Below are 26834 nucleotides of genomic sequence, written 5' to 3'. Positions count from 1 at the left end.
GCAACCGAGGAGGCCCCATCAGCACCGAGCCCCGCATCAACGACCGGATTCGCGTCCCCGAGGTGCGACTCGTCGGTCCCAGTGGCGAGCAGGTCGGCATCGTGCCGCTTGCCAAGGCGCTGGAGCTTGCCCAGGAGTACGACCTGGACCTCGTCGAGGTCGCGGCGACCGCCAGGCCGCCGGTGTGCAAGCTCATGGACTACGGCAAGTTCAAGTACGAGTCGGCCATGAAGGCCCGTGAGGCGCGCAAGAACCAGGCGCACACGGTCATCAAGGAGATGAAGCTCCGGCCGAAGATCGACCCGCACGACTACGACACCAAGAAGGGTCACGTCGTACGGTTCCTCAAGCAGGGCGACAAGGTCAAGATCACGATCATGTTCCGCGGTCGCGAGCAGTCCCGCCCCGAGCTGGGCTTCCGACTGCTGCAGCGGCTGGCCGACGACGTCCAGGACCTGGGCTTCGTCGAGTCCTCGCCCAAGCAGGACGGCCGTAACATGATCATGGTTCTCGGTCCGCACAAGAAGAAGACCGAGGCCATGGCCGAGGCCCGCGAGGCCGCTGCCGCCCGCAAGGCCGAGCGCCAGGGCCGCACCGAGACTGCCGAGACCCCCGAGGCCCCCCAGGCCGCCGAGGTCGAGCAGCCGGTCGAGGCCCAGGCACCGGCCGAGTAACACCTCGGTACCGGGGCCCCCGCCCCGGCACCCGAAGATCCATCCAGCGCTCCCGCCCGCCCCGACGGTGTGCGGGCGGGGGCGGACCGACGAGGAGAGTACGGCGACATGCCGAAGAACAAGACGCACAGCGGCGCCAGCAAGCGCTTCCGGCTCACTGGCTCCGGCAAGGTGGTGCGCCAGCGCGCCGGCCGCCGTCACCTGCTCGAGCACAAGCCCTCGACTCTGACCCGCCGCCTCGCCGGCACGGTCGAGATGGCCCCGGCCGACGCCAAGAAGATCAAGAAGCTTCTCGGCAAGTGATCGCGCCCCGCACCGCAGCGCCGGTGCGGGAACCAGCCGATCCTTCCCGACCTATTCGATTTGCGGACCGCGTGAAGACGTCCGCGGTCCTACCCAAGGAGTAATGCAGTGGCACGCGTCAAGCGGGCGGTCAACGCCCACAAGAAGCGCCGGGTCATCCTCGAGCGGGCCAGCGGCTACCGCGGCCAGCGGTCGCGCCTGTACCGCAAGGCGAAGGAGCAGGTCACCCACTCCCTCGTCTACAACTACAACGACCGCAAGAAGCGCAAGGGCGACTTCCGCCAGCTGTGGATCCAGCGGATCAACGCCGCCGCGCGTGCGAACGGCATCACCTACAACCGCTTCGTGCAGGGCCTGAAGGCCGCCAACGTCGAGATCGACCGCAAGATGCTCGCCGAGCTCGCGGTCAACGACCCCAACGCCTTCGCCTCCCTCGTCGAGGTGGCCAAGAAGGCGCTGCCGGCCGACGTGAACGCCCCCACGGCCGCCTGATCCAGGCATCCCCGAGCGGTCGGGCCCGAGCCCGCCGCGAGGCAGACCGGACCCGCAGCCACGCTCCGGCGTGCGCCTGCGGGTCCGTTCTTTCTCCGCCCGGAGCCCCCGCCCTCCGCCCGGAGCCCCCGCCCCCGGGCGGACCCGGCCCCCGCCCGCGGGCCCGGCGTCCCGCCCGCACCCGGCACCCCACGCAGAAAGCGCCATGGCTACCACCGACCGCCCCGAGCACGGCCCCCTGCTGACCTCCCTGCGCTCCCCGCGGGTCACCGCCGCCCGGCGCCTCGCCCGGCGCGCCCAGCGCACCAAGGAGCGCCGCTTCATCGCCGAGGGCCCGCAGGCGGTCCGGGAGGCGGTGGCCCACGGTCCGCTGCCCGGCGCCGGCGGGCACGCCGTGGTCGAGGTCTACGCCACCCCGGAGGCCGACGAGCGGTACGCCGGCATCACCGGCGCCGCCCGCGCGGCCGGGGTCCCGGTGCTCACCGCCAGCGCCGAGGTCATCGCCGACGTCTGCCAGACGGTCACCCCGCAGGGCATCGTCGCCGTCTGCCGCTTCGTGGACACCCCCTTCGACGCCGTGCTGGCGGCCCGGCCCCGGCTGGTGGCCGTCCTCGCCCACGTCCGCGACCCCGGCAACGCCGGGACCGTCCTGCGGACCGCCGACGCGGCCGGCGCCGACGCGGTCGTCCTCACCGACGCCTCGGTGGACCTGTACAACCCCAAGGCCGTGCGGGCCTCCGTGGGCAGCCTCTTCCACCTCCCGGTGGCGGTCGGCGTGCCGGTGGAGGCGGCGGTGGCCGGCCTGCGCGCGGCCGGGGTGCGGGTGCTCGCGGCGGACGGCGCCGGCGACCGCGACCTGGACGCCGAGCTCGACGCCGGCGCCCTCGGCGGCCCCACCGCCTGGGTCTTCGGCAACGAGGCCTGGGGCCTGCCGGAGCAGACCCGGGCGCTGGCCGACGCGGTCGTGCGGGTGCCCATCCACGGCCACGCCGAGAGCCTCAACCTGGCCACCGCCGCCGCGGTGTGCCTCTACGCGTCCGCCCGTGCCCAGCGCATGGCGGGAGGGTGCCGCGCGGACGGCTAGGGCGCTACTGTGAGGCGGGTCGGCGCCCGGAGCACAGGACGGGGCGGCCGCCGGCCGGCCAGCACGCGGGGGGAAGCGATTGTCCCAGGACACCGGTGAGGCCCTCGGTGCGGGGGGCGCCCGCCCGGAGTGCGCCGGGCCCCGCCGCGACACCCCGGACCGCGACACCGCCGGCCGTGCCCGCACCGGCTCCGCCGACCCCGTACCCGCCGTACCCGCCCCCGCCGGCCCCGCGCCCGTCCACCCCGGCGCCGGCCCCGGCGGCGTCGACCCCGACGACCTGCCCGACGGCCTGGTGGTCGCCGACGAGCACGGCACGGTCGTCTGCTTCAACAGCGCCGCCGCCCGCATCACCGGCCTGAGCCCCCGCCGCGCCCTCGGCCGCCCCTTCGCCGAGGTGCTGCCCCTGGAGGACCTCGACGGCCGCCGCTGGTGGCAGTGCACCGACCCCTACGGCGGCCTGGCCACCCGCACCCGCCAGCCCGAGCGCAACCTGCTGCTGCCCGGCGGCCGCGAGGTGCTGGTCTCCGCCCGCTACGTGCGCGCCGCCCCCTGCGGGCCGCTGCGGCGCCTGGTGGTGGCGCTGCGCGGCACCGAGGCCCGCCGCCGCACCGAGCGCAGCCACGCCGAGCTGATCGCCACCGTCGCCCACGAGCTGCGCTCGCCGCTGACCAGCGTCAAGGGCTTCACGGCGACGCTGCTCGGCAAGTGGGAGCGCTTCACCGACGACCAGAAGAAGCTCATGCTGGAGACGGTCGACGCCGACGCCGACCGGGTCACCCGCCTGATCGCCGAGCTGCTGGACATCTCCCGCATCGACGCGGGCCGCCTGGAGCTGCGCCGCCAGGTGGTCGACGTCGCCGCGGCCGTGCACCGGCACACAGAGGCGCTGGCGGCGGCCGGCACCGCCCCCGGCCGGTTCCGCGTCCTGGCCGGCGGGCCGCTGCCGCAGCTGTGGGCCGACCCGGACAAGGTCGACCAGGTGCTGTGGAACCTGCTGGAAAACGCGGTGCGCCACGGTGAGGGAACTGTCACCATCGAGGTCGGAGCCGCCCGCGAGGAGGTCGAGGGCCGCGTCGGGGAAGGGGTTGCCGTCACCGTGAGCGACGAGGGCCCCGGCATCCCCGAGGACGCCATCCCGCGCGTGTTCACCCGCTTCTGGCGGGGCAGCCGCCGCGGCGGCACCGGCCTCGGCCTCTACATCGTCAAGGGCATCGTCGAGGCCCACGGCGGCACGATCCGCGTCGGGCGCGCCCCCGGCGGCGGCGCCCGCTTCCGATTCGTGCTGCCCGCCGGGGTCCCCGACTTCATGCTGTAGTCGGCCGCCCCGGCGGGCTTCCCGTCCGGCCCCCCGACCCGGTGCGACTAGACTCGCTGGATGGCGTCGCGCGGCGTCCTGCGCTGCCGCGCGGGAGGTCAGGCGGATCACACCTTCGGACCACACCCTGAGGGAAGGGCCGGGCCGCACCCACCCCGGTACGCCCCCACCCGAGCACGGACGAGCAGGAGCACGGGAAAGATAGAGATGTCGGCACCCAACAAGTCGTACGACCCGGTCGAGGTCGAGGCCCTCAAGCCCGAAGAGGTCGAGCGGATGCGCGACGAGGCCCTGGCGGCCGTCGCGGCCGCCGGCGACCTCGACGCGCTCCACGCGGTCAAGGTCGCGCACACGGGCGACCGCTCCCCGCTGGCCCTGGCCAACCGCGAGATCGGCGCCCTGCCCCCGCACGCCAAGGCCGACGCCGGCAAGCGCGTCGGACAGGCCCGCGGCGCGGTCAACCAGGCCCTGGCCCGCCGCCGCGAGGAGCTGGAGGCGGAGCGGGACGCCCGCGTGCTGGTCGAGGAGGCGGTGGACGTCACGCTGCCGTACGACCGCGCGCCGCTCGGCGCCCGGCACCCGCTGACCACCCTCACCGAGCTGATCCAGGACACCTTCACGGCCATGGGCTACACGGTGGCCGAGGGCCCCGAGGTCGAGGCGGAGTGGCTGAACTTCGACGCTCTCAACCTGGGCCCGGACCACCCGGCGCGCACCATGCAGGACACCTTCTGGGTGGCCGCGCCCGACGGCGGCGCCGACTCCGGGGTCGTGCTGCGCACCCACACCTCGCCGGTGCAGGCCCGCACCATGCTGCACGGCGAGCCGCCGATCTACGTGGTCTGCCCCGGCCGCACCTTCCGCACCGACGAGCTGGACGCCACCCACACCCCGGTGTTCGGCCAGGTCGAGGGCCTCGCGGTCGACGAGGGCATCACCTTCGCCGACCTCAAGGGCACCCTGGAGCACTTCGCCTCCGCGATGTTCGGCGACGACCTGGAGAAGCGCTGGCGCCCCTCCTACTTCCCCTTCACCGAGCCGTCCGCCGAGATCGACCTGCAGTGCTTCGTGTGCCGCGGCGCGAGCGTCGGCAACCCGGACCGCCCCTGCCGCACCTGCTCCTCCGAGGGCTGGATCGAGCTGGGCGGCTGCGGCGTGGTGAACCCGCGGGTGCTGGTCGCCTGCGGCATCGACCCGGACCGGTACAGCGGCTTCGCCTTCGGCCTCGGCCTGGAGCGGATCCTGATGAACCGCAGCGGGGTCGAGGACATGCGAGACATGGTCGAGGGTGACGTGCGCTTCACCCTCCCGTTCGGGATGGAGATCTGATGCGGGTCCCGCTTTCGTGGCTGCGGGAGTACGTCGACCTTCCGGCCGGCGAGACCGGCCGCGACGTCGCCGCCAGGCTGGTCGCCGCCGGCCTGGAGGTCGAGACCGTCGAGCAGCTCGGCGCCGACCTCAAGGGCCCCCTGGTCGTCGGCCGGGTGCTGGCGATCGAGGAGCTGACGGGCTTCAAGAAGCCGATCCGGTACTGCCAGGTCGACGTCGGCGACGCCAACGGCACCGGTGAGCCGCAGAACATCGTCTGCGGCGCGCGGAACTTCGCCGTCGGCGACAAGGTCGTCGTGGTCCTCCCCGGCGCCGTCCTCCCCGGCCCGTTCCCGATCGCCGCCCGGCAGACCTACGGGAAGACCTCCGAGGGCATGATCTGCTCGGCCCGCGAGCTGGGCATGGGCGACGACCACGACGGCATCATCGTGCTGCCGCGGGAGACCGTGCCCGGCACCGACGCGATCGAGCTGCTGGAACTGGTCGACGAGGTCCTCGACATCGCCGTCACCCCCGACCGCGGCTACTGCCTGTCGATGCGCGGCGTCGCCCGCGAGGCCGCCACCGCCTACGGCCTCCCGCTCGCCGACCCGGCGCTGCTGGACGTGCCGCAGGCCAACGCGGACGGGTACCCGGTGCGCGTCGAGGACGCCGCCGGCTGCGACCGCTTCACCGCCCGCACGGTCAGCGGCATCGAGCCGTCGGCCGTCTCGCCGATCTGGATGCAGCGCCGCCTGCAGAAGGCCGGCATGCGGCCGGTGTCGCTCACCGTCGACGTCACCAACTACGTGATGCTGGAGATCGGCCAGCCGCTGCACGCCTACGACCGGTCGCGCCTGGCCGGCACCGTCTCGGTGCGCCGCGCACGGGCCGGCGAGAAGCTGCGGACCCTGGACGGCGCCGAGCGCGCCCTCGACGCCGGCGACCTGCTCATCTGCGACGAGTCGGGCCCCATCGGCCTGGCCGGCGTCATGGGCGGCGCCTCCACCGAGATCGCCGACCACGCCGTGGACGCGGAGAGCGGCCAGGTGCTCGGCACCACCGACGTGGTGATCGAGGCCGCCCACTTCGACCCGGTCTCCGTCGCCCGCACCGCCCGCCGCCACAAGCTGTCCTCCGAGGCGGCCAAGCGGTTCGAGCGCGGCGTCGACCCGCAGGCCGCCCCGGCCGCCGCCCAGCGCGCCGTGGACCTGCTGGTCCTCATCGCCGGCGGCACCGCGGGCGGGGGCGTCACCGACGTCGTCGCCCCGCAGCCGGACCGCACCCTCGCGATCCCCGCCGACCACCCCGACCGGGTCGCCGGCACGGTGTACGGCCGCGAGACCGTCACCCGGCGCCTGCAGGAGGTCGGCTGCTCCGTCTCCGGCACGGACGTCCTCACCGTCGTCCCGCCGAGCTGGCGCCCCGACCTCACCGACCCCAACGACCTCGCCGAGGAGGTCATCCGGCTGGAGGGCTACGACAACGTGCCCTCCCGGATGCCGCAGGTGCCGCCGGGCCGCGGCCTGACCGCCGCCCAGCGCAGGCTGCGCCGCGTCGGCCGGGCACTGGCCGCCGCGGGCCACGTCGAGGTGCAGAACTACCCGTTCCTCGGCGAGGCCGCGTTCGACGCCCTCGGCCTGGACGCGGACGACCCGCGCCGCACCACGGTGAAGCTGGTCAACCCGCTCAACCACGAGGAGCCGGCGCTGCGCACCACGCTGCTGCCGGGCCTCCTCGCCACGCTGCACCGCAACGTCAGCCGGGGCAGCGGCGACGTGGCGCTCTTCGAGACCGGCCTGGTCTTCCGTCCCCGCGACGAGCGCACGACGGCCCCCCGGCCGCCCGTCGACCGCCGCCCCACGGACGAGGAGCTCGCCGCCCTCGACGCCGCGCTGCCGCACCAGCCGCGCCGCGTCGCGGTGGCGCTGGCCGGCGAGCGCGAGCCCGCCGGCTGGTGGGGGCAGGGCCGCCCGGCCCTGTGGGCGGACGCGATCGAGGCGGGCCGCACCGTGGCCCGCGCCGCCGGGGTCGAGCTGATCGTCCGCCAGGACCAGCACGCCCCGTGGCACCCCGGCCGCTGCGCCGCCCTGCTGGTGGCCGGTGCCGACGGCACCGAGCGGCTCGTCGGGCACGCGGGCGAGCTGCACCCGCGCGTGGTCAAGGCGATGCGCCTGCCGGAGCGCACCTGCGCGATGGAGATCGACCTCGACCTGCTCTCCGCCGACGGCGAGAAGCCGGTCACCGCGCCGCACGTGTCGGCCTACCCGGTGGCCACCCAGGACGTCGCCCTCGTGGTCGACGCCTCCGTGCCCGCCGCCGACGTCGAGGCCGCGCTGCGGGCCGGCGCCGGGCCGCTGCTGGAGTCGCTGCGCCTGTTCGACGTCTTCACCGGCGAGCAGCTCGGCGAGGGGCGCAAGTCGCTGGCGTACGCGCTGCGGTTCCGCGCCCCGGACCGCACGCTGACCGCCGAGGAGGCGTCCGCGGCCCGCGACGCCGCCGTGGCGGAGGCCGTCGCCCGCACCGGCGCCGTCCTGCGCGGGGCCTGACCGCCCGAGCCGGCGGAACGTCACGGGAGCCGCCCCGTCCGGGAGTACCGGACGGGGCGGCTCCGTATCCGGACGCGCGTGTGCCGTCCGCACCCTTGAGCGACCCGTGGTCCCTGCTTTACCTTCACATGTCATCCGCCCGGCTGTGGACACCAGGTCCGCGGCCGTCTGCGCGGACGAACTGGAGACCACGCATGGACCTGCGCTCTCTCGCACGGCTGCGCCCGGCCCCCACCCGGTACCGGCGCACCGCCTCCGCGCTGATCGGCCTCACCACGGCCGCGGCCCTCACCGCACTGCCGGCCGGCGCCCGGGCCGCCGAACCGCAGGCCGCCGACGGCCCGCTGCTCAGCTACGTCGTCAACACCGGAACCGGCCACGACGCCGCCCTCACCGCCGAGGCGCAGATCGCCCGCGCCGGCGGCACCGTGGTCCACGCGTACGAGCAGATAGGCGTGGTGGTCGCGCACTCCGCGAACCCCGCGTTCGCCGCCACCCTGCGCGCCACCCACCTCTTCGACTCCGTCGGCGCCACCCGCACCGCCCCGCTCACCCCCGCCCTGGAGACCGACCCGGTCTCCCTCGGCGCCCAGGAGGCCGAGCGGGCCTCCGACGCCGCCCCCGCCGGCGCGGAGCCCCTGGAGCCCCTCCAGTGGGACATCCGCACCATCGGGGCCGACCGGGCCCAGGCCGTGAACCCCGGAAGCCGCAGCGTCCTCGTCGGCGTGGTGGACACCGGTGTCGACGACACCCACCCCGACCTGGCACCCAACTTCGACGCCGCCGACTCCGTCAACTGCGTCTCCGGCGCCCCCGACACCACCGCCGGCGCCTGGCGGCCCACCACCGGCGCCCCCGGCTACTACCACGGCACCCACGTCGCCGGCACCATCGCCGCCGCCCGCAACGGCCTGGGCGTCACCGGTGTCGCGCCCGGCGTCCGGGTCGCGGCCATCAAGGTGTCCGAGCCGACCGGGAGCTTCTTCTACCCGGAGGCCGTGGTCTGCGGCTTCGTCTGGGCCGGCGAGCACCACGTCGACGTGACCAACAACAGCTACTACATCGATCCGTGGTACTTCAACTGCCTGGAGGACCCGGACCAGAAGGCGATCGTGCAGTCGGTGCGCCGCGCCGCCGCGTACGCCACCGGCCGCGGCACCCTCAACGTCGCCGCCGCCGGCAACGAGCGCTGGGACCTCTCCCGGACGATCGACGACGCCACCAGCCCCGACGACGGCACCGCCGTCACCCGCACGGTCAACCCGCACGCCTGCCTGGACCTCCCCGCCGCCCTGCCGGACGTGGTGACGGTGTCGGCCACCGGCGCGAAGAACCTGAAGTCGTCGTACTCCAACTTCGGCCGCAACGTCATCGACGTCACCGCCCCCGGCGGCGACCGCACCGCCTACCAGCCCCCGCAGGCCCCGGCCACCAGCGGCGGCATCCTCTCCACCATGCCGGGCGGCGGCTACGCCTACCTCAACGGCACCTCGATGGCCTCCCCGCACGTGGCCGGCGTCGCGGCGCTGCTGAAGAGCACCCACCCCGGCGCCTCCCCGCACGTCATCGCCGGCCTGCTGGAGCGCGAGGCCGACCCGGTGGCCTGCCCGTCCCCGTACGACATCAACAGCGACGGCACCGCCGACGCCGTCTGCGAGGGGACCGCGTCCTACAACGGCTTCTACGGCCACGGCATGGTCGACGCCTACCGGGCCGTCACCGGCTGACCCCGCGTGAGGCGCCGTCCCGGTGCACACCGGTGCGCCCCGGAGGAGTGAACTCCGGGGCGCACCCGTGCGGCGGATTGCCCCCCGGCCGCCCGCCGACGGACCATGCGACGACGGAGACACCGCCCAGGACCGGGGGAACCATGCCACCGCACTCCACGGGAGCGGACGCCGCAGCCGGAGCGGGAACGGACGCCGCAGCCGCAACGGGAACCGGGGCCGCGCCGGACGCCGGGTCCGGCACGGACGCCAGGTCAGGAACGGGCGTCAGGTCAGGAACGGACGCCGGTCGACGTACCCGTGCACAGGGCCGTGCGCAGGCGGGGACCGGGGACGGGGCGCGGACCGAGGGCGGTGCGCGGCCGGCCGGCCCGACCCGCCGCGGGCTGTTCGCCTCGGGCGCGGCCGCCGCCGTCGGCCTCCTGCTGGCCACCGGGTCCGCCGGGCCCGCCGCCGCGACCGCTGCGACCGCCGCGGCCGCACGCCCCGCACCGCGGCCGGCCCGCCGCCGTCCGCCGCGCCACCGCTCCGACGGTCCGCAGATGCGCGGCCTGTGGGCGGCGAGCGTCGCCAACACGGACTGGCCGTCCAAGTCCGGCCTGAGCGCCGACGCCCAGTACGCCGAGCTCGCCGGCATCCTCGACATGGCCGTCCGCAACCGCCTCAACGCGGTCTTCCTCCAGGTCAGGCCCACCGCCGACGCCTTCTGGCCGTCCCCCTGCGAGCCCTGGTCGAAGTACCTGACGGGCACCCAGGGCCGCGATCCCGGCTGGGACCCGCTGGGCACCGCCGTCGAGGAGGCCCACCGCCGCGGCCTGCAGCTGCACGCCTGGTGCAACCCCTACCGGATCAGCACCGACGACCGCCTCGACGCGCTGCACCCCGCCCACCCGGCCCGCCGCAACCCCGACTGGGTGGTCCGCCACGGGGGGAGGCTCTATTACGACCCGGGCGTGCCCGAGGTGCGGGAGCACGTCGTGGAGTCGGTCCTGGACGCGGTCGATCGCTACCCGTTGGACGGGCTCCACTTCGACGACTACTTCTACCCGTACCCGGTCAAGGGACAGCGCTTCGACGACGACGCCGCCTACGACGCCCACGGCGGCGGGCTGGGCCGCTCCGCCTGGCGCCGCCGCAACGTCGACCTGCTGGTGGAGGAGGTCCACGACCGCGTCCGGCGGACCCGGCCGGAGGCCGTGTTCGGCGTCAGCCCCTTCGGGGTGTGGCGCAACCGCTCCGCCGACCCTGCCGGCTCGGAGACCACCGCCGGGGTGCAGGCCTACGACGACCTGTACGCGGACGTCCGCCGCTGGATCCGCGAGGGCTGGGTCGACTACGTCGCCCCCCAGCTGTACTGGCAGATCGGCTTCGCCGCCGCCGACTACCGGGTGCTGGTCGACTGGTGGGCGCGCCAGGTGGACGGCACCGGCGTGCGGCTGTACGTCGGCGAGGCCGTCTACCGCGCGGGCGACCCGTCGCAGTCCGCCGCCTGGCAGGACCCGGCGGAGCTCTCCCGCCACCTCGACCTCTGCGGCCGCCACCCGCAGGTGGGGGGCAACATCCACTACAACGCGACGGCGGTGCACCGCGACCGGCTCAAGGCGTTCTCCCGCCTGGTCCGGGACCACTACGCCCAGGCCGTGCCCGCCTCCTGAGCCGTACCCGCCCCCGCGCCCGCCCCCGCGCCCCCGGCCGCGCACCTCGCGCGGCGGGGGCGCGGGCGCCGGTTCAGCGCCCGGCGGTGTAGTCGTAGAAGCCGCGGCCGGACTTGCGGCCGAGCAGGCCCGCGTCGACCATGCGCAGCAGCACCGGGGGAGCGGCGTACAGCGGCTCCTTGTACTCGTCGTACATCGACTCCGCGATGGAGACGATGGTGTCCAGGCCGATCAGGTCGCACAGCCGCAGCGGGCCCATCGGGTGGGCGCAGCCGGCCTCCATGCCCTTGTCGATGTCCTCGGCGGTGGCCACCCCGGACTCGAACATCCGCACCGCGGAGAGCAGGTACGGCACCAGCAGGGCGTTGACCACGAAGCCGGCCCGGTCGCGGGCCCGGATCGGCTCCTTGCCGAGCACCTCGACGGCGAACGCCTCGGCGCGGGCCACGGTCTCCGGCGAGGTGGTGAGGGTCGGGATGACCTCGACCAGCTTCTGCACCGGCGCCGGGTTGAAGAAGTGCAGACCCAGGACCTGCTCGGGGCGGCTGGTCGCGGCGGCGAGCTTCACGATCGGGATGGAGGAGGTGTTGGACGCCAGGATCGCGTCCCGCCGCTCCACCACCTGGTCGAGGGTCTGGAAGATCGCGATCTTGACGTCCTCGCGCTCGGCCACGGCCTCGACGACCAGGTCGCGGTCGGCGAAGTCGGCCAGGTCGGTGGTGAACGCGATCCGGGAGAGCGCCGCGTCGCGCTCCTCCTCGGCGAGCTTGCCGCGCCTGACGGCGGTGTCCAGCGAGCCGGTCAGCCGGGTGCGGCCGATCTCCAGCGCCTCACCGCTCGCCTCGGCGACCAGCACGTCCAGGCCCGCGCGGGCGAAGACCTCCGCGATGCCCGAGCCCATGAGGCCGCAGCCGACCACGCCGACGCGTCCGATGCCGCTCACACACTTGCCTTTCGTCGTATCCGGTGGGCGCAGCGCGGTGGCGGGGGTGTGCCGGGCCGTGCTGCCGACCTGACGTTACTCCGCCCGGTGGCACGGGGGGACATCGCCCGTGCCGCCCTCCACGGTACGCACACGATCCGTCACACTGTGCGATGATCGGATCGACCGGGCGCACGACGCGGTGAGGAGAGGTCGATGGACAGGGGTTCGCTGGCGGGGCAGGTCGCCCTGGTCACCGGGGCCGGACGCGGCATCGGACGGGAGGTCGCCGTCGGCCTCGCCGCCGAGGGCATGGCGGTCGGCCTGATGGGACGCTCCCGCGACCGCCTCGTGGACACCCTGAAGGCCTGCGTCCGCGAGGGCGCCCGGGGCGTCGTCGTCTCCGCCGACGTCACCCGGCCCGCCGCCGTCCGCGAGGCCGTCCGCACCGTCGAGCGCGACCTCGGCCCCGTCGACCTGCTGGTCAACAACGCCGGACAGGTCGACGGTGCCGAGGTGCCGCTCTGGGAGACCGACCCGGGCCAGTGGTGGCAGGTGGTGGAGACCAACCTGCGGGGGCCCTACAACCTGCTGCGCACCGTGCTCCCCGGCATGGTCGCGCGGGGTCGCGGCCGGGTGCTCAACCTCAACTCCGGCTTCGCCGTCCGCCCCGACGGGCACTACACCGCCTACGCCACCTCCAAGGCCGCCCTGCTCCGGCTCAGCGACAACATCGCCGACTCGCTGCGGCAGCACGGCGTGGTGATCCTCGACATCAGCCCCGGCGCGGTCGCCACCGACATGACGGCCGGCATTCCGATGTTCGCCGACCGCCAGGAGTGGGGCAGCATCCCGTACACGGTCGGGGTGCTGGCGGACGCCGCCCGCGGCCGCTTCGACCGGCTGACCGGCCGCTTCGTCCACGTCGGGCGGGACAGCGTCGAGGTGCTGCTCTCCCGCGCCGAGCACATCGTGGAGCGGGACGCGCGCACCCTGCGGCTGCGCCCCTACGGCGCCGACGACCCGCTGGCCTGAGCGTGCCGGGGCCGCCCCGGAGCAGGGCCGGACCGGGACGGGCCCGGTCCGGCACCCGCTCAGGACAGGTAGTCCTCCACCTCCGAGGCCGGCCGCGCCCTGGCCTGCCCCGGGTCCTCGTCGAACTCCTCCCGGGCGCGGCGCTGCCGCAGCAGGTCCCAGCACCGGTCCAGCTCGACCTCCAGCGCCGCGAGCCGCTCACGGACGTCGTCGCCCTCCGCCCGGCCCTCCGCGACCTGCTCCCGCAGGTCCTTCTCCGCGGCGACCATGTCCCCGATCCGGTCCAGGATCCTGCGGTCCTCGCCCGCCGGTGTTGCCGATGCCATCGCGCTCCTCCTCGGATGCCGTCGCTGCCTCTCGCGGCTCTCCTGCCCAGAGCGGGGACGCCGACTCCGCCCCCGCCGTGCGCGCGGGCCGGGGGAGTGGACCCGCCGCCGGGGGAGTGCCAGACTGCCGCCGGAACAGCGGCACCGCCGCAGGGGGACCGGCGCGGCGGACCCGCGCCCCACCCGCCCACGGAGAGCGAGAGCCGCCGATGACGACGTCCGCGTCCGCCCCCGCCGATCCCGCCGGCGGTCCCGCCGCCGGCGCGGGGCCCGGCAGGGAGCCCGCCGCCGCGCCCCTGCCCGCCCTCACCGTGGACGAGCTGGCCGCCCGCGCCGGCACCACCGTGCGGACGGTCCGCTTCTACGGCAGCCGGGGCCTGCTGCCCCCGCCCGTCCTCGGCCCGCGCCGCGTCGGCCGGTACGGGCCCGCGCACCTGGCCCGGCTCGCCCTCATCGAGGAGCTCCGGCACCAGGGGCTCACCCTCGCCGCCATCGAGCGCTACCTCGAGCAGCTCCCCGAGGACACCGCACCCGAGGACCTCGCCATCCACCGCGCGCTGGTCGCCTCCTGGACGCCCGCCGCCGCCGAGGACACCACCCGGGACCGGCTGGAGCGGCGGGCCGGCCGCCCGCTCTCCGACGGCGACCTGGACCGGCTGGCCGCCATGGGGGTCCTGGAGCGCACGGACGACCCCGGCACGCTGCGCGTCCTGCCGGGCGTCCTCCACCTCGGGGTGCGGCTGCTGGAGGTGCCGTTCCCCATGGAGACCATCCTCGCCACCCGCGACGTCGTCCAGCGGCACACCCGCGCGGTCGCCCACGAGCTCCAGCAGCTCTTCCGGGACACCGTGTGGCGCCCCTACCGCGAGGAGGACCACAGCCCCGAGGAGGTCGAGCGGATGCGCGCCCTCACCGAGCACATCCAGCCCGTGCTCGTCCAGGCCCTGGTCACGGCCTTCCAGCGCTCCCTCCGGGAGGAGGTCGAGGCCTCCGGGAGGGAGCGGCCCTGAGCGGGGCGCCCGGCCGCCCGTCAGGCGCAGAGGCGCTTGAAGCCGGTCGCCCGCGGCCGGACGCGAAACACGACCCGGTGCCCCGCGTCGTCGGTGAAGACGGCCTCCGCCGCGGACCGCAGGGTCATCGTGCCGTGCTGGACGGGGTTGCCCCACCCGGCGGGCGGGTTGCCGGACCCGTCGGAGAGCGGCTCCTCGGCCTCGAACCAGGCCGACCCGATCCGGGCCTCGTCGATCCCGCAGTGGGTGAAGAGGTCGAAGGCCACGGACCCGCCGGGCGCCACCGTGCCTGCGGGCGCGGCCGCCCCGTCGGCACGGGCGCAGCCCGTGAGCACCCCGCCGGCCAGTGCGAGGGCGAGGACGACCCGCCCGGTTCTCTCCGTCATGCCCCTGCGACGCCCGCACCGGTCCGCCGGTTCCCCGCCCACCCGCGCGCCGGCCCCGCCGACGGCGTGTCAGCCCCGTGCGGGGCCCTGCGCCGGGCGGTCCGGGCCGCCCCCGGCGTCGGCCAGCAGGCCGCCGCGCTCCGCCGTCGCCAGCAGCAGCGGCGGCGGGGCGAAGCGGTCCCCGTACGCCGCCTGCAGCGCGCGGGCGCGCGCCGCGAAGCCGGCCGGGCCGCCCGGGTAGCCGTCGACGTACTGCAGCACCCCGCCGGTCCACGCGGGGAAGCCGATGCCGAGGACCGAGCCGATGTTGGCGTCCGCGACCGAGGTGACGACGCCCTCCTCCAGGCAGCGCACCGCGTCCAGCGCCTCGGCGAAGAGCATCCGCTCCTGCAGGTCCCGGAACGGCACCGCCGCCGCGCCCGGACGGGCGAAGTGCTCCCGCAGCCCCGGCCACAGCCGGGCCCGCCGCCCGCCCTCGTAGTCGTAGAAGCCGGCGCCGCCGCTGCGCCCGGTGCGGCCGAACTCCCCGACCATCCGGTCCACGACGGCGTCCGCCGGGTGCGGCTCCCAGGCGCCCCCGGCCTCCTCCACCGCCCGCCGCGTCTCCTCGCGGATGCGCCGCGGCAGGGTCAGCGTCAGCTCGTCCATCAGGGCCAGCACCTTCGCCGGGTATCCGGCCTGGGCGGCGGCCTGCTCGACCGACGCGGGATCGACGCCCTCGCCGACCATCGCCACGCCCTCGTTGACGAAGTGCCCGATGACCCGCGAGGTGAAGAACCCGCGGGAGTCGTTGACCATGATCGGCGTCTTGCGGATCTGCCGCACCAGGTCGAACGCCCGGGCCATGGCCTCGTCGCCGCTCTCCCGGCCCCGCACGATCTCCACCAGCGGCATCCGGTCCACCGGCGAGAAGAAGTGCAGGCCGACGAAGTCCGCGCGCCGCCGCACCCCCTCCGCCAGGAGGGTGATCGGCAGGGTGGAGGTGTTGGAGCAGAGCAGCGCGTCGGGGGCGACGACCGACTCGGCCTCCCGGAACACCCGGTGCTTCAGCGCCGGGTCCTCGAAGACGGCCTCGATCACCGCGTCGCAGCCCGCCAGGTCGGCGGTGTCGGCGGTCGGCGTGATCCGGGCCAGCAGCGCGTCCCGCTCCTCCCCGGTGGTGCGGCCCCGGGCCACCGCCCTGTCGAGCAGCCCCCGGGAGTACGCCCTGCCCCGCTCGGCGGCCTCGGCGGTGACGTCCTTGAGCACCACCTCGATCCCGGCCCGCGCGCAGGAGTACGCGATCCCGGCGCCCATCATGCCCGCGCCCAGCACCGCCACCCGGCGCACCGCGCGCCGCTCCACGCCGGCGGGCCGGGCCGCGCCGGACTCGACGGCCTGCAGGTCGAAGAAGAACGCCTTGGTCATGCTCTTCGCGTTCTGCCCGCAGGCCAGCTCGGTGAAGTACCGGCCCTCGACCTCCATCGCCGTCCCCAGGTCCACCTGGGCGCCCTCCACGGCCGCCGCCAGGATGCTCCGCGGCGCCGGGTAGGGGGCGCCGTTCAGCTTCGCCCTCAGCAGCGCGGGGAACGCGGGGAGCTGCGCGGCGAGCGACGGCGTGGCCGGGGTGCCGCCGGGGATCCGGTACCCGGGGGCGTCCCACGGCTGGACGGCGTCGGGGTGGGCGTCGACGAAGGCGCGGGCGCGGGCCAGCATCTCCTCCCGGTCGGCGGCGACCGCGTGCACGAGCCCCGCCTCCAGGGCCGCCCGCGGCCGGTACCGCTGCCCCTCCAGCAGGACCTTCAGGAGGGCGTCGGCGATGCCGAGCAGCCGCACGGTGCGCACCACCCCGCCGCCGCCCGGCAGCAGGCCCAGCGTCACCTCGGGCAGGCCGATCCGCGAGCCGGGGGCGTCCAGGGCGATCCGGTGGTGGCAGGCGAGCGCCAGCTCCAGTCCGCCGCCGAGCGCCGCGCCGTTGAGCGCCGCCACCACCGGCCGCCCCAGGGTCTCCAGGCGGCGCAGCTGCCGCTTGAAGCGCATCGAGGAGGCGAACACCTCGCCGGCCCGTTCGGGCGTGGCGGCCATGAGCTCGCGCAGGTCGGCGCCGGCGAGGAAGGTCTTCTTGGCGGAGGTGACGACGACGCCGCGGACGGAGCCGCGCTCGGCCTCCAGGCGGTCGACGGCCGCTTCCAGGGCGTCGGTGAAGGCGGCGCCCACGGTGTTGGCAGACTGTCCCGGGGCGTCCAGGACGAGGGTGACGACGCCGTCGGCGTCCTGCTCCCAGCGGATGGCGCTCTCGGACACGGGGACCTCTCCGGATCTGCGGGGGGACGGGAACGGGGGCGGGCGTGCGGGACCGGGTGCCGGAACGGGCGAGGGACCGGGTGCCGGAACGGGCGAGTGGGCGGGTGCCGGGCGCGTCAGCGCAGGCGCTCGACGACGGTGGCGATGCCCATGCCGCCGCCGGCGCAGAGCGTCACCAGCCCGTAGCGCTGGTCGCGCCGCTCCAGCTCGTCGACGAGTGTGCCGAGGAGCATGGCGCCGGTGGCGCCCAGCGGGTGGCCGAGCGCGATGGCGCCGCCGTTGACGTTGACCTTCTCCAGCGGCAGGCCCAGGTCGCGGGCGAAGCGCAGCACCACGGCGGCGAAGGCCTCGTTCACCTCCACCAGGTCCAGTCGGTCCGCCGTCAGCCCGGCCCTGGCCAGCGCCTTGCGGGCGGCGGGGGCCGGGCCGGTGAGCATGATCGTCGGATCGGCCCCGGACACCGCGGCGGAGAGGATCCGGGCCCGCGGCGCCATGCCGTACCGCTCGCCGGCCTCCCGGGAGCCGACGACGGCCAGGGCGGCGCCGTCGACGATCCCGGAGGAGTTGCCGGCGGTGTGGACGTGGTCGATGCGCTCCACCCAGTGGTACGTCTGGAGCGCGACCGCGTCGAAGCCGCCCAGCTCCCCCGCGTCGGCGAAGGACGGCTTGAGCGCGGCCAGGCCGTCCACGGTGGTGCCGGGCCGCAGGTGCTCGTCGCGGTCGAGCACGGTCAGGCCGTTGCGGTCCCGCACCGGGACCACCGAGCGGGCGAACCGGCCCTCGGCCCAGGCCCGCGCGGCCCGCGCCTGGGACCCGGCGGCGTAGGCGTCCACGTCCGTGCGGGTGAAGCCCTCCAGGGTGGCGATCAGGTCGGCGCCGACGCCCTGCGGCACGAATCCGGTCGTGTGGTTGGTCATCGGGTCCATGGCCCAGGCCCCGCCGTCGGAGCCCATCGGCACCCGGGACATCGACTCCACGCCGCCCGCCAGCACCAGGTCCTCCCAGCCGGAGCGGACCTTCGCGGCGGCCAGGTTGACGGCCTCCAGCCCCGAGGCGCAGAACCGGTTCTCCTGGACGCCCGCCACGGTGTGCGGCAGCCCGGCGGCCAGCGCCGCCGTCCGGGCCAGGTCGGCCCCCTGGTCGCCGACCGGGGTCACCACGCCGAGGACGAGGTCGTCGATCCCCGCCGGGTCCAGCCCGGGGAGGCGGCGCAGCAGCTCGTGGACCAGGCCGGCCACCAGGTCGACGGGCTTGGTGCCGTGCAGCGCGCCGGAGGACCGGCCGCGCCCGCGCGGGGTGCGGACGGCCTCGTACACGAAGGCTTCCGGTGTCAACGTCGCCGCCTTTCGCAGCATCGGTGGTGCGGGGCATCGGTGGTGCGGGGCGTCGGGGCCGGGGGCGCCGGGGGCCTCGGGGACGGGGCGCCGGGGGCGGGGAGGCGTCAGGAGGGGGGCCGGTGCAGGCCGGGCAGCCCCCAGTCGCGGGCCACCTCGGCGCTGTCCGCGCCGGGCAGGGCGGGGGGACGCCGCAGCGACCCCGGGGTGGCGGAGAAGCGCGGGGCCGGCGCCGGCTGGGGGAGTCCGCCGTGCTCGGTGAAGGTGCCCCGGGCGCGCAGGTGCGGGTGGGCCGCGGCCTCGCGCAGCGACAGGACCGGCGCCGTGCAGGCGTCGGTGCCCTCGAAGACCTCCGTCCACTCCGCCCGCGTCCGGGTGGCGAAGCGGGCGGCGATCCGCTCCCGCAGCTCGTCCCAGCGGGCCGGGTCGCCCCGGTCGGGCGCGTCCCCGCCGAGGCCGAGCAGCTTCGCGAACTCCGCGTAGAACCGCTCCTCGAGCGCGCCGACGGCCATCCAGCCGCCGTCGGCGGTCGCGTACACGGCGTAGTACGGGCAGCCGCCGTCCAGCAGGTTCACCCCGCGCCGGTCCTGCCAGGCGCCCGCGCCCAGCAGGCCCCACAGCATCGACCCCAGGTGAGCGGTGCCGTCCACGACGGCGGCGTCCACCACCTGGCCGGCGCCGGTGGCGCGGGCGTGGTGCAGGGCGGCGAGGACGCCGACCACGAGGTAGAGGGAGCCGCCCGCGTAGTCGCCCAGCAGGTTGGCGGGGATCGCGGGCGGGCCGTCGGGCGGCCCGACCAGCCCGAGGGCGCCCGCGGTGGCGATGTAGCCGATGTCGTGCCCGGCGTACGGGGCCAGCGGGCCCTCCTGGCCCCAGCCGGTCATCCGCCCGTACACCAGCCGGGGGTTGCGGGCCAGGCAGGGCCCGGGGCCGACGCCGAGGCGCTCGGCGACACCCGGCCGCCAGCCCTCGACGAGGACGTCGGCGCGTTCGGCGAGGTCCAGCAGCAGGCCCGGGCCGTCAGGAGCCTTGAGGTCGAGCAGCACGGACCGCTTGTTGCGGTTGGTCACGTCCTGCGCCGGCTCGACGCCGAGGGGGGCGGGACCGGGGCGGTCCACCCGGACCACGTCGGCGCCCAGGTCGGCCAGCAGCATCGCGGCGAAGGGGCCCGGGCCGATCCCGGCCAGCTCCACCACGCGCACCCCGGCCAGGGGGCCGGGCGGGGGGCCGGCCGGGGGAGAGGGGGGAGCCGGGGGGTCCTGCGCTCCGGCCGGTCCCCGCGGTCCCGGGGGCCGCTGCGGGTCGGGGGGAGTGCCGGTGCCGTCCATGCCTGCTCCCCTCCGCGACCGCGCGGCCCGGCCGTGGCGTCCGGCGCGTCCCGGCGCCGTGCGCCGTGTCCGGCCGTCCGCGCGCCGTGTGTGACACCAGATGTGTCACACGCGTGATGCTAGGAGTGCGGGGCACCCCGCGCAAGGACTCCGCACCACCGCCTCCGCCGCCCGGCCCCTCCCTCCGGCTCTGCTCCCCGCCCCGCCCGGCGCGGCTTCCTCCCGCCCACCCGGCGCCGGTTCCTCCCGCCCGCCCGCCCTGTCTCCCCTTGCTCGCCGGCCCTGTTTCCCGCCCCCCGCCGGCCCTGTTTCCCGCCCCCCGCCCCGGGTAAGCGACGCCCGCCGCGCGGACGGCACCGTCCGCGCCGTACCCGACCCGCGGGAGGCCGCGATGCCCCACCGGCAGCCGCCCGGCGAACCCGGGGACCGGCTGCGCGCCACCGCCCGGGAGGTCTTCGGCTGGACGGACCTGCGGCCCGGCCAGCTCCCCGCCATGGAGGCCGTCCTCGCCGGCCGCGACACCCTCGTCGTCATGCCCACCGGCGCCGGCAAGTCCGCCGTCTACCAGGTGCCCGCCCTGCTCGTCCCCGGCCCGACCGTGGTGGTCTCCCCGCTCATCTCCCTCCAGCGCGACCAGGTCGCCGGCCTGCTCGGCCGCGGCTCGCCCGACGCCCTCGCCGTCGCCGTCAACTCCGCCCAGAACGCCCGCGAGACCGAGGCCGCCTGGCGGGCCGTGCGCCACGGCGACGCCGAGTTCCTCTTCCTCGCCCCCGAGCAGCTCGCCCGCGACGACGTGGTGGAGCGCCTGGCCCGGCTCGGCCCCCGCCTGCTGGTCGTCGACGAGGCCCAGTGCGTCTCCACCTGGGGCCACGACTTCCGGCCCGAGTACCGCCGCGTCGGCGCCGCCGTCGAGCGCCTCGGCCACCCCGTGGTGCTCGCCCTCACCGCCACCGCCGCGCCGCCCGTCCGCCACGACATCGCCGCCTCCCTCGGCATGCGCGACCCCCTCCAGGTCGTCGCGGGCTTCGACCGGCCCAACCTCTTCCTGGAGGTGCGGCGCTTCCTGGACGACGCGGACAAGCGCCGCGCCGTCGTCGAGAGCGCCGCCGCCGGGCCCAAGCCCGGCCTCGTCTACGCCGCCACCCGCAGGGACACCGAGGCGTACGCGGCGGAGCTGACCGGACTCGGCCTGTCCGCCGCCGCCTACCACGCCGGTCTGCGCGCCGCCGAGCGCCGCCGCGTCCACGACGCCTTCCTCGGTGGCGGCCTCGACGTCGTCGCCGCCACCTCGGCCTTCGGCATGGGCATCGACAAGCCGGACGTCCGCTTCGTCCTGCACGCCTCCGTGCCCGGCTCGCTCGACGAGTACTACCAGGAGATCGGCCGCGCCGGCCGCGACGGGCGGCCCGCCGCGGCGGTGCTGATGTACCGGACCGAGGACCTCGGCCTGCGCCGCTTCTTCGCCTCCGTGACCCCGTACCCGGAGGTGCTGGCCGAGGTGGCCCGCCGGGTGCGGGCCGCCGGCGGGCCGGTCCCGCTCGCCCGGCTGCGCGAGGGGGCCGGGGTCGGCCCGGGCCGCCTCACCGCGGCGGTCAACCTGCTGGAGCAGGCCGGGGAGCTGGAGACCGGGCGTGGCGGGGGCGTGCGGGCCGTCGGCGCCCACGGCCCGGAGGAGGCCGCCGCGCTGGCCGCCGCCGTCGCGGAGGACCGGCGGCGGCTGGAGCGGTCCCGGGTCGAGATGGTGCGCGGCTACGCCGAGACCACCGGCTGCCGGCGCCGCTTCCTGCTCGGCTACTTCGGTGAGGCGGCGCCCGGGCGGTGCACCGCCTGCGACACCTGCGCCGCTTCCGGTTCGGCCTCCGCCGCCGCCTCCGGCCCGGCCGGGGAGGCTCCCGCCGCCGCGCCGGCCGCCCCCTTCCCGCCGGGCGCCCGGGTCGTCCACCGCGCGTGGGGCCCCGGGGCGGTGATGCGGACCGAGGAGGACCGGCTCACGGTCCTCTTCGAGACCGCCGGCTACCGGACCCTCTCCCTCGCCGCCGTCGCCGAGCACGGCCTGCTGCGGCCGGAGGACGCCGATCCCTGACGCTCCGTCACGCGTCGTGCGGGGAGGGCTCCCCGGCGGCGTCCCCCGCCGCGTCCTCCGGGGGCGGTTCCAGCCGCTCCAGCGGCGCGGTCGCCGGACCCTCCAGGACACTGCCGTCCACGCCGAACCGCGACCCGTGGCACGGGCACGCCCAGCAGCGCTCCGCGTCGTCGTACCGCACCAGGCAGCCCAGGTGCGTGCACCGGGCCGACACCGCGTGCAGCCGCCCGGCCCGGTCCCGGTAGACCGCGCACCGCCGTCCGTCCAGGTGGAGCACCGCGCCGCAGTCCGGCGGCAGCTCCGCCACCGCCCGGGCGGAGCGGCCGCGCAGCCGGTCGCCGACGAAGTACCGGGCGGCCTTCGCCTGGTACCCGGCCATGGGCAGCGCCTCACGGCCCAGGTGCAGCCGCCGCGGGTCGTACAGCCCCGTCCACGGCGGCTCCTGCCCGCCCGTGACCAGCGCCGAGAGCAGGCGCCCCGCCATGACCCCGCCGCTCATGCCCCAGCCGCCGAAGCCGGTCGCGACGTACAGGTGGTCGCCGCCGGGGGCACGGCCCACGAAGGGGACGCCGTCGGCGGTGTCGTTGTCCTGGGCCGCCCAGTGGTAGACGATCTGCGGCGAGTCGAACCGCTCCCGGGTCCACTCCGCCAGCCGCTCGAAGCGCCGTACCACGTCGCCCGCGCCCGGCGCGAAGGGCTCCCCGGTGACGATGAGCAGCCGCATGCCGTCCGGGAAGGGCGCGGTCCGCACCGACCGGAGGGGCTTCTCGGCGTTGATGTGGATGCCGCCCGGATCGTGGCCGGCGGGCACCGTCGCCGCGACCACCAGCTCGCGCCGCGGCGACAGGCGGGGGAAGAGCAGCATGCGGTCGAAGACGGGGTAGTGGGTGGCGACCACCACGTCGGAGGCGGTGACCGTCCCGCCGTCGCGCACCGCGACCCGGCACGGGCCGCTCCGGTGCAGCGCGGCCGCCCGGGATTGCTCGAAGACCCGGCCGCCGCGGCGGACCAGGTCCTCCGCCAGCGCCAGCAGGAACCGGCGGGGGTGGAACTGCGCCTGGTCCTCCACCCGCATCGCCGCCGCCACCGGGAACGGCAGACCCGTCTCCAGGGTCACCGACGCCTCCAGCCCCGCCTCGCGGGCCGCCTCGGCCTCCTCCCGGACCCGGTCGACCCCCCGCGCGGACTCCGTCCAGACGAAGGCCGGCACCCGCTCCAGCTCGCAGTCGGCGCCCAGCTCGGCGGCGACCGCCGCGGCGTGCTCCACGGCCTCCTGCTGCGAGCGCGCGTACAGGCGGGCGGCCTCCGGGCCCGCCGAGCGGCGCAGCCGCCCGTAGGCCGTGCCGTGCACCGACGAGAGCTTCGCCGTGGTGGAGCCGCTGGTGCCCGCCGCGATCCGGCCGGCCTCCAGCAGGACCACCCCGAGCCCGGCCCGCACCAGCTCCCAGGCCGTGCACAGGCCGGCGATGCCGCCGCCCACCACGACGACGTCGGTCTCGACGTCCTCGTCCAGGCGGGGGAAGTCGGTGCCGGGGGAGGAGTCCATCCAGTACGACCCGGCGAGGCCCGGCAGCAGCGTCACGGCAGGCTCCTTCGGTGCGGCGGTCCGGGCGGGCGCCCGGTCCGGCGGGGCGCAGGACGCATTCCCGCCGTCGCCCGTCCGACGCACCGCGGCGCCCGGATTCAGGCGGTCGGCCCCGTGCGGCCGTGCCCGGGCCGCCCCCGTGGCGGCCCGCCGCCCGCCTCCGGCCCGCGTCGTCCGCGCTGCCCGTACGGCCCGCGTCGTCCGCGCCGCCCCTACTGCCCGCGCTGCCCGCGCCGCCCCTACTGCCCGCGCTGCCCGTACGGCCCGGACCGGCCGGGCGTCAGCGCGGCCGGTCGCGGTACAGGTCGCGGATCAGGGCGATCTCGGCCCCGTGGTGCAGCAGCTCCTGGTTCACCCACCAGACGACCTCCAGGAACGGGTCCTCCGGGTCGCTGCCGTAGGGGTAGGCGCAGTGCCCGACCGTGTCGAGTGCGGCGTCGTCGGCGCCGAGCAGCGCCTGCCGCCACGCGTCCGCCCCCGCCCGGAAGGCCGCGACCGCCCCGGCGGCGTCCCCGGCGGGCCGCTGGTCGTCCCGGGTCAGGCTGCGGCTGCCGGCGGTGTGGTCGGCGCGGAGGAGCAGCATCCCGGTGAGGTGGCTCAGGCGCCACGCGATCGTGGTGAAGGGCGGCGGCACGGGGTGGGGGGGGGGTGCGGCGTCGTACCCCCACGCGCCCGCGCCGACCAGGAGGGCCGCGCGCGGCCCCGGCCCCTCCGTGTGCCGCCGGACCGACCAGCAGCCGGGCACCGGCTCCCAGAGGTACTCCTCGTCGCTCATGGCGCCGACCTCGACGTCCGTCCCGCTGCCGCTGTCCACGGCCGGGCCCGTCATGCGGTCGGTCAGGCGCCTGCAGGCGAAGTCGAACTGCTCCAGCAGGGGGACCAGGCGGGGCGGTGTCGTCATCGGGCGGCTCCTGCGGAGGCGGGCTGTGCGGGACCGTGAGTGCCGGTCCGCCAGGCTGCCACAGCCGGCCCGGCCCCGCCCCTCCTTTTCCCGGGTGTTCCCGGGCGCTCCCGGGGCGTTCCCCAGGTGTTCCCGGGGCGGCCGCCGCCGCGGGGCCGGCCGCGGAGCCGGGTGCTCGGCCCGTCCGTGCCGGGAGGGGGAACTCCTTGCATGAATTTTCTGCGATGCGTATATTCATGCCCAGTCGGAGAAGGGAAGACCATGGCATTCCGGGCAGCCGTCGCCGGTGCGAGCGGATATGCGGGGGGCGAACTGCTGCGCCTGCTGCTCGGCCACCCCGAGATCGAGATCGGGGCGCTCACCGGCAACTCCAACGCCGGGTCCCCCCTCGGCCCGCTGCAGCCGCACCTGCTGCCGCTGGCCGACCGGGTCCTGCAGCCCACCGCGCCCGAGGTGCTCGCCGGGCACGACGTCGTCTTCCTCGCGCTGCCGCACGGGCAGTCCGCCGCCGTCGCCGAGGCCCTCGGCGACGACGTGCTGGTCGTCGACTGCGGCGCCGACTTCCGGCTCCGCGACGCCGCCGCCTGGGAGCGGTTCTACGGCTCCCCGCACGCGGGCACCTGGCCCTACGGCCTGCCCGAGCTGCCCGGGCACCGCGACGCCCTGAAGGGCGCCCGCCGGATCGCCGTCCCCGGCTGCTACCCCACCGCCGTCTCCCTCGCCCTCTTCCCCGCCTACGCGGCCGGGATCGCCGAGCCCGAGGCCGTCGTCGTCGCCGCCTCCGGGACCTCCGGCGCGGGCAGGGCGCCCAGGGCGCACCTGCTGGGCAGCGAGGTCATGGGCTCCATGAGCCCGTACGGGGTCGGCGGGGTCCACCGCCACACCCCGGAGATGGCGCAGAACCTCGGCGCGGTCGCGGGCGGGCCGGTCACCGTCTCCTTCACCCCCACCCTCGCGCCCATGCCGCGCGGCATCCTCGCCACGTGCAGCGTGAAGGCCCGGCCCGGCACGACCGCGGCCGCCGTCCGCGCCGCCTACGCCGACGCCCTCGGCGGCGAGGAGTTCGTCCACCTGCTGCCCGAGGGGCAGTGGCCCGCCACCGCCGCCGTGTACGGGTCGAACACCGCGCTCGTCCAGGTCGCCCTGGACGAGGCCGCCGGGCGGATCACCGCCGTCAGCGCGATCGACAACCTCACCAAGGGCACCGCCGGCGGCGCGGTGCAGAGCGCGAACCTCGCCCTCGGGCTCCCCGAGGGCCTCGGACTTCCCCGGATCGGAGTCGCCCCGTGACGACCTCTCCCAGCAGCCCCGCCCCCGCCCCCGCGCCCGCCCGGGCCCCGGCCTCCGGCACCGGCGTGACCGCGGCCCGCGGGTTCCGCGCGGCCGGCGTCACCGCGGGCATCAAGGCGTCCGGCACGCCCGACCTCGCCCTGGTGGTCAACGACGGCCCCTCGCTGGCCGCCGCGGGCGTCTTCACCTCCAACCGGGTCAAGGCCGCGCCGGTCCTCTGGTCCGAGCAGGTCCTCAAGGGCGGCCTGGTCTCCGCCGTCGTCCTCAACTCCGGCGGCGCCAACGCGTGCACCGGTCCGCTCGGCTTCCAGGACACCCACGCCACCGCCGAGAAGGCGGCCGGGGTGCTCGGCCTCAACGCCGGCGAGGTCGCCGTCTGCTCCACCGGGCTGATCGGCGAGCGCCTCCCCATGGAGAAGCTGCTCCCCGGGGTCGAGCAGGCCGCGCAGGCCCTGTCCGCGGACGGCGGGGAGGCGGCCGCGATCGCCGTCAAGACCACCGACACCGTCCACAAGACCGCCGCCGTCACGGTCGACGGCTGGACGGTGGGCGGCATGGCCAAGGGCGCCGGCATGCTCGCCCCCGGCCTCGCCACCATGCTGGTCGTCCTCACCACCGACGCCGACGTCGACGCCGCCGGGCTGGACACCGCGCTGCGCGCCGCCACCCGCACCACCTTCGACCGGGTCGACTCCGACGGCTGCATGTCCACCAACGACACCGTCCTGCTGCTCGCCTCGGGCGCCTCCGGCGTTGCGCCCGACCCGGCGGCCTTCGCCGGGGCCGTGCGCACCGTCTGCGCGGACCTCGCCCTGCAGCTCGTCGGCGACGCGGAGGGCGCCTCCAAGGACATCCGCATCGACGTGACCGGGGCCGCCACCGAGGACGAGGCCGTCGACGTGGCCCGCACCGTCGCCCGCAGCAACCTCCTCAAGTGCGCGATCCACGGCGAGGACCCCAACTGGGGCCGCGTGCTCTCCGCCATCGGCACCACGGCCGCCGCCTTCGACCCCGACCGGCTCGACGTCGCCATCAACGGCGTCTGGGTGTGCAGGGGCGGCCAGGCCGGCGACGACCGCAACCTTGTCGACATGTCGTCACGCGAGGTGGTCATCACGGCGGACCTGCACGCCGGCCCCGCGTCCGCCACCGTGTGGACCAACGACCTCACCGCCGACTACGTCCACGAGAACAGCGCCTACAGCACCTGAGCCCCCGTCAGGAACCCCTGTCGTGAACGC

At 76.3% G+C, this 26834-nt stretch carries 22 protein-coding genes; 14 read left to right on the top strand and 8 right to left on the bottom strand.

Going from position 1 to position 26834, the window contains the following annotated elements; translation table 11 throughout:
- The first annotated feature begins 17 nt into the window (after positions 1 to 17).
- The 9 genes from infC (at position 18) to LO771_RS02425 (ending at position 11110) form a co-directional block, all read left to right on the top strand.
- Positions 18 to 674, top strand: coding sequence for a translation initiation factor IF-3 (gene infC / locus LO771_RS02465; protein ID WP_230647949.1), 657 nt, complete (start codon positions 18 to 20; stop codon positions 672 to 674).
- Between the two features lie 108 nt (positions 675 to 782).
- Positions 783 to 977: a 50S ribosomal protein L35 gene (gene rpmI / locus LO771_RS02460; RefSeq protein ID WP_230647840.1), complete on the top strand. Its 195-nt coding sequence runs from the start codon at positions 783 to 785 to the stop codon at positions 975 to 977.
- A gap of 108 nt (positions 978 to 1085) precedes the next feature.
- Entirely contained in the window at positions 1086 to 1469 is a 384-nt protein-coding gene (rplT, locus tag LO771_RS02455; RefSeq protein WP_230647838.1) for a 50S ribosomal protein L20, read from the top strand.
- 205 nt (positions 1470 to 1674) lie between these two features.
- Positions 1675 to 2553, top strand: a complete 879-nt coding sequence (locus LO771_RS02450; protein ID WP_230647836.1) for an RNA methyltransferase — start codon at positions 1675 to 1677, stop codon at positions 2551 to 2553.
- Positions 2554 to 2833: 280 nt separating this feature from the next.
- The gene (locus tag LO771_RS02445) at positions 2834 to 3871 is read left to right on the top strand and encodes an ATP-binding protein (protein WP_374228046.1); all 1038 of its coding nucleotides are present in this window, start codon (positions 2834 to 2836) and stop codon (positions 3869 to 3871) included.
- A gap of 207 nt (positions 3872 to 4078) precedes the next feature.
- Complete coding sequence (gene pheS / locus LO771_RS02440) at positions 4079 to 5200, top strand: phenylalanine--tRNA ligase subunit alpha (RefSeq protein WP_230647832.1); 1122 nt, start codon at positions 4079 to 4081, stop codon at positions 5198 to 5200.
- The gene (gene pheT, locus LO771_RS02435) at positions 5200 to 7728 is read left to right on the top strand and encodes a phenylalanine--tRNA ligase subunit beta (RefSeq protein WP_230647830.1); all 2529 of its coding nucleotides are present in this window, start codon (positions 5200 to 5202) and stop codon (positions 7726 to 7728) included. Before pheS ends, pheT begins: the two co-directional genes overlap by 1 nt.
- A 194-nt stretch (positions 7729 to 7922) precedes the next feature.
- Complete coding sequence (locus LO771_RS02430; protein ID WP_230647828.1) at positions 7923 to 9455, top strand: S8 family serine peptidase; 1533 nt, start codon at positions 7923 to 7925, stop codon at positions 9453 to 9455.
- A 542-nt stretch (positions 9456 to 9997) separates the two neighbouring features.
- Complete coding sequence (locus tag LO771_RS02425; protein ID WP_374228035.1) at positions 9998 to 11110, top strand: glycoside hydrolase family 10 protein; 1113 nt, start codon at positions 9998 to 10000, stop codon at positions 11108 to 11110.
- A gap of 73 nt (positions 11111 to 11183) precedes the next feature.
- Here LO771_RS02425 and LO771_RS02420 read toward each other — a convergent pair whose 3' ends face one another.
- The gene (locus LO771_RS02420; RefSeq protein WP_308188815.1) at positions 11184 to 12053 is read right to left on the bottom strand and encodes a 3-hydroxybutyryl-CoA dehydrogenase; all 870 of its coding nucleotides are present in this window, start codon (positions 12051 to 12053) and stop codon (positions 11184 to 11186) included.
- Positions 12054 to 12248: 195 nt separating this feature from the next.
- On the opposite strand from LO771_RS02420, the gene LO771_RS02415 reads away from it, so the two are divergent.
- On the top strand, positions 12249 to 13067 hold the full coding sequence (locus LO771_RS02415; RefSeq protein WP_230647826.1) for an SDR family NAD(P)-dependent oxidoreductase: 819 nt from the start codon (positions 12249 to 12251) through the stop codon (positions 13065 to 13067).
- Positions 13068 to 13126: 59 nt separating this feature from the next.
- On the opposite strand, the gene LO771_RS02410 is transcribed toward LO771_RS02415, so the two are convergent.
- Positions 13127 to 13393 (bottom strand): DUF2630 family protein, encoded by a 267-nt coding sequence (locus LO771_RS02410; RefSeq protein WP_230647824.1) that lies wholly within the window; start codon positions 13391 to 13393, stop codon positions 13127 to 13129.
- A gap of 209 nt (positions 13394 to 13602) precedes the next feature.
- On the opposite strand from LO771_RS02410, the gene LO771_RS02405 reads away from it, so the two are divergent.
- Positions 13603 to 14403, top strand: a complete 801-nt coding sequence (locus tag LO771_RS02405; protein WP_230647822.1) for a MerR family transcriptional regulator — start codon at positions 13603 to 13605, stop codon at positions 14401 to 14403.
- A gap of 20 nt (positions 14404 to 14423) precedes the next feature.
- On the opposite strand, the gene LO771_RS02400 is transcribed toward LO771_RS02405, so the two are convergent.
- From LO771_RS02400 to LO771_RS02380, 4 genes are all read right to left on the bottom strand, one after another.
- A complete protein-coding gene (locus LO771_RS02400) occupies positions 14424 to 14789 on the bottom strand; it encodes a hypothetical protein (protein WP_230647819.1) in 366 nt (121 codons plus the stop codon).
- A gap of 69 nt (positions 14790 to 14858) precedes the next feature.
- Positions 14859 to 17072 (bottom strand): 3-hydroxyacyl-CoA dehydrogenase NAD-binding domain-containing protein, encoded by a 2214-nt coding sequence (locus LO771_RS02395; RefSeq protein WP_230647817.1) that lies wholly within the window; start codon positions 17070 to 17072, stop codon positions 14859 to 14861.
- Positions 17073 to 17188: 116 nt separating this feature from the next.
- Positions 17189 to 18406, bottom strand: coding sequence for an acetyl-CoA C-acetyltransferase (locus tag LO771_RS02385; protein ID WP_230647815.1), 1218 nt, complete (start codon positions 18404 to 18406; stop codon positions 17189 to 17191).
- Between the two features lie 107 nt (positions 18407 to 18513).
- On the bottom strand, positions 18514 to 19608 hold the full coding sequence (locus LO771_RS02380) for a CaiB/BaiF CoA-transferase family protein (protein WP_308188814.1): 1095 nt from the start codon (positions 19606 to 19608) through the stop codon (positions 18514 to 18516).
- Positions 19609 to 20125: 517 nt separating this feature from the next.
- Between LO771_RS02380 and LO771_RS02375 the strand changes: the two genes are divergently transcribed.
- The gene (locus tag LO771_RS02375; protein WP_230647813.1) at positions 20126 to 21817 is read left to right on the top strand and encodes an ATP-dependent DNA helicase RecQ; all 1692 of its coding nucleotides are present in this window, start codon (positions 20126 to 20128) and stop codon (positions 21815 to 21817) included.
- 7 nt (positions 21818 to 21824) lie between these two features.
- Here LO771_RS02375 and LO771_RS02370 read toward each other — a convergent pair whose 3' ends face one another.
- Both LO771_RS02370 and LO771_RS02365 read right to left on the bottom strand, forming a co-directional pair.
- A complete protein-coding gene (locus LO771_RS02370; protein ID WP_374228033.1) occupies positions 21825 to 23399 on the bottom strand; it encodes an FAD-dependent oxidoreductase in 1575 nt (524 codons plus the stop codon).
- Between the two features lie 283 nt (positions 23400 to 23682).
- Entirely contained in the window at positions 23683 to 24303 is a 621-nt protein-coding gene (locus tag LO771_RS02365; RefSeq protein ID WP_230647811.1) for a DinB family protein, read from the bottom strand.
- 261 nt (positions 24304 to 24564) lie between these two features.
- On the opposite strand from LO771_RS02365, the gene argC reads away from it, so the two are divergent.
- Positions 24565 to 25593 carry an N-acetyl-gamma-glutamyl-phosphate reductase gene (gene argC, locus LO771_RS02360; RefSeq protein ID WP_230647809.1) on the top strand — a complete coding sequence of 343 codons (1029 nt, stop codon included), beginning with the start codon at positions 24565 to 24567 and terminating at the stop codon, positions 25591 to 25593.
- Positions 25594 to 25658: 65 nt separating this feature from the next.
- Positions 25659 to 26804: a bifunctional glutamate N-acetyltransferase/amino-acid acetyltransferase ArgJ gene (argJ, locus tag LO771_RS02355; RefSeq protein ID WP_230647944.1), complete on the top strand. Its 1146-nt coding sequence runs from the start codon at positions 25659 to 25661 to the stop codon at positions 26802 to 26804.
- The last annotated feature ends 30 nt before the right edge of the window (positions 26805 to 26834 follow it).

Origin of the sequence: Streptacidiphilus sp. ASG 303, assembly GCF_020991365.1 — a bacterium.
Lineage (GTDB): Bacteria > Actinomycetota > Actinomycetes > Streptomycetales > Streptomycetaceae > Peterkaempfera.
Note: the sequence above shows the minus strand (reverse complement) of the source record. Positions and strands in the feature narration are given on the sequence as shown.

Excerpts from the sequence above, each read along its gene's own strand:
- rpmI (WP_230647840.1), top strand. The coding sequence starts at position 783 with ATGCCGAAGAACAAGACGCACAGCGGCGCCAGCAAGCGCTTCCGGCTC.
- LO771_RS02415 (WP_230647826.1), top strand. The coding sequence starts at position 12,249 with ATGGACAGGGGTTCGCTGGCGGGGCAGGTCGCCCTGGTCACCGGGGCC.
- pheS (WP_230647832.1), top strand. The coding sequence starts at position 4,079 with ATGTCGGCACCCAACAAGTCGTACGACCCGGTCGAGGTCGAGGCCCTC.
- LO771_RS02410 (WP_230647824.1), bottom strand. The coding sequence starts at position 13,393 with ATGGCATCGGCAACACCGGCGGGCGAGGACCGCAGGATCCTGGACCGG.
- LO771_RS02425 (WP_374228035.1), top strand. The coding sequence starts at position 9,998 with ATGCGCGGCCTGTGGGCGGCGAGCGTCGCCAACACGGACTGGCCGTCC.
- LO771_RS02450 (WP_230647836.1), top strand. The coding sequence starts at position 1,675 with ATGGCTACCACCGACCGCCCCGAGCACGGCCCCCTGCTGACCTCCCTG.
- LO771_RS02365 (WP_230647811.1), bottom strand. The coding sequence starts at position 24,303 with ATGACGACACCGCCCCGCCTGGTCCCCCTGCTGGAGCAGTTCGACTTC.
- LO771_RS02405 (WP_230647822.1), top strand. The coding sequence starts at position 13,603 with ATGACGACGTCCGCGTCCGCCCCCGCCGATCCCGCCGGCGGTCCCGCC.
- LO771_RS02400 (WP_230647819.1), bottom strand. The coding sequence starts at position 14,789 with ATGACGGAGAGAACCGGGCGGGTCGTCCTCGCCCTCGCACTGGCCGGC.
- LO771_RS02430 (WP_230647828.1), top strand. The coding sequence starts at position 7,923 with ATGGACCTGCGCTCTCTCGCACGGCTGCGCCCGGCCCCCACCCGGTAC.
- LO771_RS02375 (WP_230647813.1), top strand. The coding sequence starts at position 20,126 with ATGCCCCACCGGCAGCCGCCCGGCGAACCCGGGGACCGGCTGCGCGCC.
- argC (WP_230647809.1), top strand. The coding sequence starts at position 24,565 with ATGGCATTCCGGGCAGCCGTCGCCGGTGCGAGCGGATATGCGGGGGGC.
- pheT (WP_230647830.1), top strand. The coding sequence starts at position 5,200 with ATGCGGGTCCCGCTTTCGTGGCTGCGGGAGTACGTCGACCTTCCGGCC.